This window comes from Pseudomonas citronellolis (genome assembly GCF_029335315.1).
GTDB classification, from domain to species: domain Bacteria; phylum Pseudomonadota; class Gammaproteobacteria; order Pseudomonadales; family Pseudomonadaceae; genus Pseudomonas; species Pseudomonas citronellolis_A.
In genome coordinates, this window is sequence record NZ_JARJLT010000278.1 from 1 (window position 1) to 7,385 (window position 7,385).

Genomic DNA, 7,385 nt, shown 5'->3' on the forward strand with positions numbered 1-7,385 from the left:
GCTACGCACCTCAGGCACCACAACGGTACTCACCCAGCGCCGCAACCCATCGGCCGCGCCACTGCCGAAATGGAACAACAACGCATAAACGCCGGACTCGCTGACCAGCAAGCGCTCCATCCCACCGCCGTCGTCCAACGCCAGCCAGCGCGAACACAGCTGGTCGTCCTCCAGCCGATTCGCCAGCCGCTCGCAACTGGCATGGCCAATCAACCGGCGCAGGTCGTCCAGCACGAACCAGACCTGGTCGTCGAGCAAGAGGGCGCGGAGGGTGCGGTGGCTGTGGAAGAAGTAGAGCGGGGTGGGGAGGGTGGAATCGTCCATGTGAGTAGTCCTTCACTGATTGGATAGGACCGCCTCGACCGCTGCTAAACGGAAATGGAGGCGGAACCGCACAGGGTTAGCAGACCGGAATCAGTGTACCGGCAGACCCGAAGGTCTCCCCATGCGGCCCGCCGTAGAGGCAAATTCCAGGCGAATCTCGTCGCCGGAAATCGCTAGGCGTTTCCGCACACTGATTAGTCAGGCTGCTAAACCCGGCCCCGTCGTTTTCACGGGGCGAGTGGAGGGTAGGGACGATGGAGGGGAATGGTCAAGAGGTCGTTCTGTCACCGACTTTAGGCGGCGTTGTCAGCTCAGGAATTGAGACAGAGTTAATTTTTGATGGCTCCCTACGGCCACAATCGGATATTCACGCATGGAAGCGCCCGTTACATCCAGCATAGACACACAGCCGACGACTTCGTAACCTCGGAACAGGTCTTGTCGATTTTTCTCTTTTGCCCATGTCGCACCTCTAGTGTTCAACGCAGTTGGCTCAACCGTCGCTCACTTCGTTCGCTGTAAGGAGAAAGTCAGTTGGAACTTGCATCGGCTGTCGCGTTCGCTGCTGGAGTAAACCCAGACGACGTCATGCTCCTCCGGCACTCCGACAATACAGTCGCGCAGTTATTGCGTTCAGGCGCGACCATCGAGGAATACACAGAAGTTCAACCCGTTGGGTCAAGGTATGACTACCTAGACGATTCTCAGGGCGCTGTTTCGGTGGTTGCAGTCATCGTCAATGATCGCGTTTATGGGGTGTATCGTGTATTGGGGGTACTGCGCGAAGGAACCACGTATTCGCTTACGAGCACCGCACATCGACACTTCGACGAGGCACGCGGGAAAAAGGAGCGGCCTGCACGGCGGTACAAGCTCGAAGCCGTTCCAAACCCGTTTTTGGGTGCACTGGTAACGGGGTGGAGGTCGCGTGAACGGACAACTGTACAGCGGGCAAACGGTGGCTTCTTTCACAAGATCGAAGTGACTGTCCCTGCTCCGATGCAGAGTGATGAAGAGCTTCGCGCAAATCTCGAGAGCGATGTCTCGCGCTCCATACGCGATACACCAGAGCTGAGGCGGCGCCGTCTTGCGTCAGCGCCGAAACAAGCAAGGTCTGTTCAAGCAACGACTACGGTGTTTTTGCGCAACCCGGATGTTGTCGCGGAGGTATTGGTTCGGGCAGCAGGCATATGTGAGATTTGCGGCGCCACGGCACCCTTTCAACGCCGGAGTGATGGGACACCGTATCTGGAGGTGCATCATCGCGTCCGACTAGCGGACGGGGGCGATGACACAGTGCAAAATGCAGTTGCCATATGCCCCAATTGCCACCGCCGCGAGCATTACGGCTAACATTTCGGTCAAGCGGACGTTAGTGTCTTCTGGCCGATCTCTGCCCTTCGCGACCGGCAGCTTTGGGTCGGTAGCTGCCCACCTCGCAGGCAGAAATCGGCCAAAAAGAGACGTTCGCTTACCTTCTATCTACTAAGCCGAAAACCTGCTGTTCAGACGAACCGCCAAGCTCTCCGAAGACGAGAACCACTTTTGTTGTCGGCTTTTGTAAAAAGGGCAGGTTTTGGAAGTGCGGTAGGAGCGCTGTAAATAGTGCCTTGGCATCTAGACCTCGAAAGACAGCTTCACAGTCTCCTCCATCGATTGCCATGTCATCGCTTTCGAATTCTCCTACTCCGCTCCGCGCAAGCTGTGGCCGCAACTCTTCAACAAACGTACACCAAGGAATGATGTCCCCGATGGCATGAGTGAAGTGAAGGATTAGATGTTGCATCGGGTACTCCTACGTGTCTGATTCTGGCCGGTTGCTGCCATTGACCAGGGACAGCTTCCGACCCTTAGCGGACGTCAAGATCGAGGCGCTATTGCCTACCGATAACGCAAAGGTAGTCCGTTGCCAATCTTGATTCGGTAGAAAACCTGATCTGGATCTTCCTGGCACCAGTATCTGAAAAAAAGATGTGGTTCGGTTCCTGCGAAGTGCTCACTTAGCATTCTGTCGGCAGGTACCGTCAGTTTTGGCTCTGACCATTGCTGAGCTAAAACACCTATTGGCTTCTCAGATGAAAAAATTATCCAAGTAGCCTCGCCACCACTGATGCCAGGCAAATAGCCTATTGTTTGCACCTTCTCGAATAGCGTACGTAGCGTTGCAGTGGCCTCGACGGCGATTGACGTCTCATGACTCTTCAAATCGTCTCCGGCATGCACGCTATCTCGATCCATGGAAATCACCAAAACAAGAGCTCCTTAAGGCGTGCGCTGATATGTGATTTCTCAGCGTAAAGATGGCGGCGGCTATCGTCTACTGCCTGCTTCTAGCCGGTTGCAAACGGTCGTGATCGGCAAGAATTGACCCAAAGCAGCCATTCGATGTGCCTATGAGACATAGAGTATTTCATCTATCTCGACATTGATGATTGGCCAAAAGGGGACTGGCAAAAAGGGGACAGATTTATTTTTCCTATTCTAAATTTGACCGGTCAGGTAGGATTAGAGTTCAATAAATAAATCTGTCCCCTTTTACTTTTAGCGGGTCAGAATTGGTTTTGGTCGGGTCGGTAGTTTGGTGTTAGCATCGGTAAAGTAATCTCTTATATAGCGTAGGTGTAGTCGCGGTCTTGCATTGTATTCAGGGGGGAGAGTGTTACGCTGAATCTCTTGAATAGAGAGAAAAATTCAATCAGGCTCATGCTAGTGGATATGCGGCGAACTTCGATGCTTTCATTGATTGGAAGTTCTGCGATGCGAGCCGCAACGTTGTCGCGCCCGGGGCCGTCTACGATTAGGAAGTTAACGTAAACTGGATCGCGATGAATGCCGTGGTTCTCGCCTATACTAAATTCGATTCCTACCAGAAAATCGTCAGGGGTAATGTGTCCGTTCTTACGAAGCCATTCAGCAGGAGTACCGTTGTCGGCATGATCGGCAGCGGCTCCACCCTTAAAATCACTATACTGCGTTGTGGCACGGAAAGTTTCAGTCTGCATCGTCTGTTCCTTTGTGTTTGATTGAGTTGCGCTGGTTTAGTTGGTTTTGACTTTTGTTTGAAATTGGTATTGCCTATTCTAAGTTTTAGTGATCAGGGGTTTTGGTGTGTTGATATATGTAATTAGTAAGTTTCATATGGCTAAGAGCTAAATGCCGTTTGCCAGCTTGGCGTCTGAAGATGTACGGTTGCAGTGTAGATTTTGTTGTCCGATGCTTGTGAGGCTCCGCCGACATGGTGGTGAATCTTGGGGCGAAGACCGTCCATTAACATCTTTCCATGAGAGTTCTGGAAAGAAACGGGGACTAGGCCGTTTGCAGGGGTGAAGGTATTGATGGGTGGGATTGTTTCGGGCATGCCCGACTCAGCCCATTCTGGTTTTTCGCGCTTACGTGGAACATTATATAGTGATGAGGAAATTTGGCCGCGAGCGACGCGCGCTGCATGCACAAGTTCATCACGTTTGAATGTGGTCACGTCTGCAATAGCCGCATCGATTAATTCGGGGTCAAGGTCGTTGAAAACCTCTTTCAGATGCGTGGCCTGGGCAAATGAATGTTCGACATCATTAAGTGGGGTGAAAACTTCCATCACGCGAGCTACGCCATTGCGTGCTCGCTCTGCAGCGGCAGTTAATAGCTCAAACTGCATCTCCTGTTCTGTCCGGAAATCTCTATCTCGATGCAGAATTACCCGAGCATCGGGGCGCATGTCAGTGATCATATTTGCAAGAAGCCTTGCAGCCTGAAGGTTCCCGCAACCGTTATAAGAAAGCACTGCCAGGTTTTCAGGTGCGCCATTCGCCTTTGCCAATATGGTAACTGGTCGCGAAAGCTTGTCTTCTGTCATCAGGATCACAGGCCGGGCTGGGTCGAAGGCATCGGCGCCGGCCGAAAGCGCCCCTAGTGTCATAAGAATGGGAATCGCAGGACGTTGCGCGTCGTCGACAGGAACCTTTGCACCTTCGCTCATCCAAGCAACAGCAGCATCGGGGTCGTACATAAGACGCTGGATCAGTTGGGGGGAATGGCTGGCGAACAAAATTCGGGTCTGTGTCTCAGCAGCAACGCTTCTAAGTGCATCGTAAAGTCGTGCCTGGCTATCGGCATGCAGGTGTGCGTCGGGCTCATCTAAAAGAATAAGGGGAGGTGCATAGAAGCAAGCGTAGGCAATAATTTGGATGACTTGGAGCATTCCCGTCGACACCATATCGAGTGTGACTTTTGCATCCGGTGTTTCGACCTCGACCTTAACGTAACGATCTCTGTGCTGATCATGACTTACTATGACGCGTGTGCCTTGGTAGCAGCGCTCGAGAAGTTTCGAAAATGTTTTCCACCCACTCTCTGGTAAAAGGTTAATATCGCGTTCCCGGCGCCAGGAAACTCTCGCCATCTCATCCAGATCGCGAGTGAAAAGGTGGTCAAGCACTGTGCGTAGATAAAGATTGGCGTCGCCATGCATGACCGCGGCGTCCATCGCTCCTTTTGTTCGCCATTCCTCACGGATAGGGATTCCTGACAAACCAGGTGTAAATATTGAGAACGGGCGATCGCTATTCGCTAGTACAGCAGCTAGGTCGTCGTGCCCAGTGCGAGTTATAGCAATGTTTGCGTTTTTCCCGCGACGAATATCGATCTTTATTTCCTTTTCTGCGCCTGAGTCAAGATCTATGCCGCAATAGGTAATTGAGTAGCTAAGGTTCTGAGTTGCACTATCGCCGCGTCTCAAGTCTAAAAGTCGTTCAGTTGGTCGAAATAGCACCGCGTCGTTGGCAACGGTACCTGCGAAGTCAGGATGGCCGCTAGAGCGTGTGCCCCGATATGCAGCCTGTAGAATTGATACCCCGAGTTGTGCTGCTTGTAGCGCGCTGCTTTTCCCACTCGTGTTACCTCCAACCAGTGCGGTTACCGGTTGCAGGTCGATTTCAAGCGACTCTATTCGCTTGAAGTTATTTATGATTATCTTGTCGAGTCGTACTCGCATGCTAATTTCCTGGAGGCTCGATTGAATATAGTAGAGGGTGGGTCTTTCATGCGCTGCTTGCCATGACTTAAGCACGATCTACGGTTTCAATTAATTCTGGCTGGCACCTAGTGTCTAGCTCTATAAGCTGGACCGTCATCTCTATTTGAATATTTATGGTTCGTCTTATGGCCGAACCTGAAAGAAATTTTCCTTATAGGTTTATCTGGTCTTCACCCAAACAACGTATAAGCCAACCCCGTCCCCTTGATCCTCCGGCTCGCCACCAACCCATGCACCACCACCGCCCCCTGGTGGGTAACGTGCTGGTCGATCAAGCGCGCAATCTCATCTTCCGGCTCATCCCGGTGAATACCCAACACCCAGTAGCTGCGCAGGTCCACCGAGCTGGCGCGCACTTTCGACATCTTGCGCAGGTCGGCCACCATGTTCTTGATGCAGTGGCCGGCTTGCGGGTGCTGTTTCACTTCCAGGGCGGCGTAGCGGTCCAGGGCCCAGTGTTTCTTGCGGATCAGGAAGTCCGGGCGGCATTGGGCCTTGTCCTTTTCCATGCGGCGGTCGTAGTCCACCGTGGATTCGCGCCACCATTCCGGTTCGCTTTCGTGGTGGGTTAGGAACTGGGAGAACTCGATCTGGAACCAGATTTCCCAGCCGGAGATTTCCTGGCGTTCGATCAGGGCGAAGGCCTGGCGGATGCGGGGGATGGCGGTGAAGTCATCCGCCAGGGATTGCAGGTAGTCGAAGTCGGTACTCATGGGCGGGGCAGGGCTCTTCACGTCCAGTGTGGGTAAGGCGACGGGCCGCGAGCGCTGAAGGCTGGCGGCCCGTCCGGGCTTCCATGCGCGGCGGGCTTATTCGCCGCCTACGCCATTGCGTTGATGCCGGTAAACGCTCACCGCTTCGTACACCGCCTTGCGCAGGCGGTTGATGCCGCCGATGGGGCGGTGTTCCGGCAGGGCGTGCCAGGGGTTGAAGGAGAGGTTGTCGCACATCAGGTTCTGCTCGCGGCTGTCGAAGTCCTGCGGGGGGATGCTGACCAGGGCCACGGTCTGGAAGGGCACGTCCTTTTCGCTCCATTGCACGCTGGTGTCTTCGATGGGCATGTATTTGCTCGGGTCCTGCTTTTGCACTTGCAGGGCGAAGCAGGCCGGCACGCGGTCGATCGAGAGTTGCTGGTAGAGCGCGGTGCGCAGGAAGTTCGGCAGTTTCTCGTTGAGTTTCGGCAGCTGGTAGTTGGGGCAGGCGCCCGGCGCCGGGACGGTGCGGAACTTGATGTTGTTCTGTTCGCCCAGCTTGTACGGGGCGATGCCGAAGTAGCCGGTCTGCAGCGGGCTGTCCGGGGCCGGGGCGAGGGTTTGCAGGGCGATCAGCAGGTGGCGGATTTCCCAGGTGGTGGGGTTCCAGCTGGGGAAGAACGCCAGCACCTTCTGGCCGTTGGCCTGGGCGTTGAAGTTCTGCCGGTATTCGGCCACGTCGCGCACGAAGAAGGTGGGGTGGTTGAACATGACGAAGTCCTGCTCGCCGTCATGGCCCTTGCCGGGCATCAGCTTGGCGCCGGGCACGTCGAGCAGCTTGATGGCCATGCCGCGGGCGTCGCGGTCGCTGTCCTGCTGCGGGTAGGCGTTGCCGTTGGAGAAGCGCACCCAGGCGTTCCACACCTTGCCCGGCTGGGCGAACACGCCCTGGCGCAGGCCGTCGGGCAGGTTGGGGTTGACCGTGACTTCGGCCTTCACGCAGCCGTGGGCCTTGGCGTGGGCGTCGCGCAGCACGCGGGTGTTGTCGCGGTGCTGTTCCACCACGCGCACGGCGTCCTCGATGATGGCCTGGGTCTGCTGGGCTTCGTTGGCGGGGATTTCTTCCTGGGCCGAGACCGGGCCGCTGAACTTGATGCTGTAGTACACCCAGCCAATGCCCAGGCCGACGACGCCGAGCAGGGCGAGGTAGAGGATGGGCAGCGCCACCCATTTGCCGAGGAAGGTCCAGATTCGGGTGAGCAATGCGCGCATGGGGGCGGTCCTTTGCGGGGCTTTCTTGGTTTTTCTTCTGTCGGGATTGGTGCGGGGAGAGCGCCCTC

Annotated in this window: 7 protein-coding genes; 1 reads left to right on the plus strand and 6 read right to left on the minus strand. The window is 55.2% G+C overall.

Going from position 1 to position 7,385, the window contains the following annotated elements:
• Nucleotides 1–324 (minus strand): BRO-N domain-containing protein (locus tag P3W75_RS21035; RefSeq protein WP_276229245.1); only part of this gene is annotated, 324 nt, incomplete at its 3' end.
• A 999-nt stretch (nt 325–1,323) separates the two neighbouring features.
• Here P3W75_RS21035 and P3W75_RS31930 point away from each other — a divergent pair.
• Nucleotides 1,324–1,677: an HNH endonuclease signature motif containing protein gene (locus P3W75_RS31930; RefSeq protein ID WP_276229251.1), complete on the plus strand. Its 354-nt coding sequence runs from the start codon at nt 1,324–1,326 to the stop codon at nt 1,675–1,677.
• 118 nt (nt 1,678–1,795) lie between these two features.
• On the opposite strand, the gene P3W75_RS21045 is transcribed toward P3W75_RS31930, so the two are convergent.
• The 5 genes from P3W75_RS21045 to P3W75_RS21065 form a co-directional block, all read right to left on the minus strand.
• Nucleotides 1,796–2,110 (minus strand): hypothetical protein, encoded by a 315-nt coding sequence (locus tag P3W75_RS21045; RefSeq protein WP_276229246.1) that lies wholly within the window; start codon nt 2,108–2,110, stop codon nt 1,796–1,798.
• Nucleotides 2,111–2,930: 820 nt separating this feature from the next.
• Nucleotides 2,931–3,326, minus strand: a complete 396-nt coding sequence (locus P3W75_RS21050; RefSeq protein ID WP_276229247.1) for a hypothetical protein — start codon at nt 3,324–3,326, stop codon at nt 2,931–2,933.
• A 140-nt stretch (nt 3,327–3,466) separates the two neighbouring features.
• On the minus strand, nt 3,467–5,311 hold the full coding sequence (locus P3W75_RS21055) for an AAA family ATPase (protein WP_276229248.1): 1,845 nt from the start codon (nt 5,309–5,311) through the stop codon (nt 3,467–3,469).
• 212 nt (nt 5,312–5,523) lie between these two features.
• Nucleotides 5,524–6,066: a hypothetical protein gene (locus P3W75_RS21060; RefSeq protein WP_276229249.1), complete on the minus strand. Its 543-nt coding sequence runs from the start codon at nt 6,064–6,066 to the stop codon at nt 5,524–5,526.
• 96 nt (nt 6,067–6,162) lie between these two features.
• Nucleotides 6,163–7,317 (minus strand): catalase family protein, encoded by a 1,155-nt coding sequence (locus P3W75_RS21065; RefSeq protein WP_276229250.1) that lies wholly within the window; start codon nt 7,315–7,317, stop codon nt 6,163–6,165.
• Nucleotides 7,318–7,385: the final 68 nt, after the last annotated feature.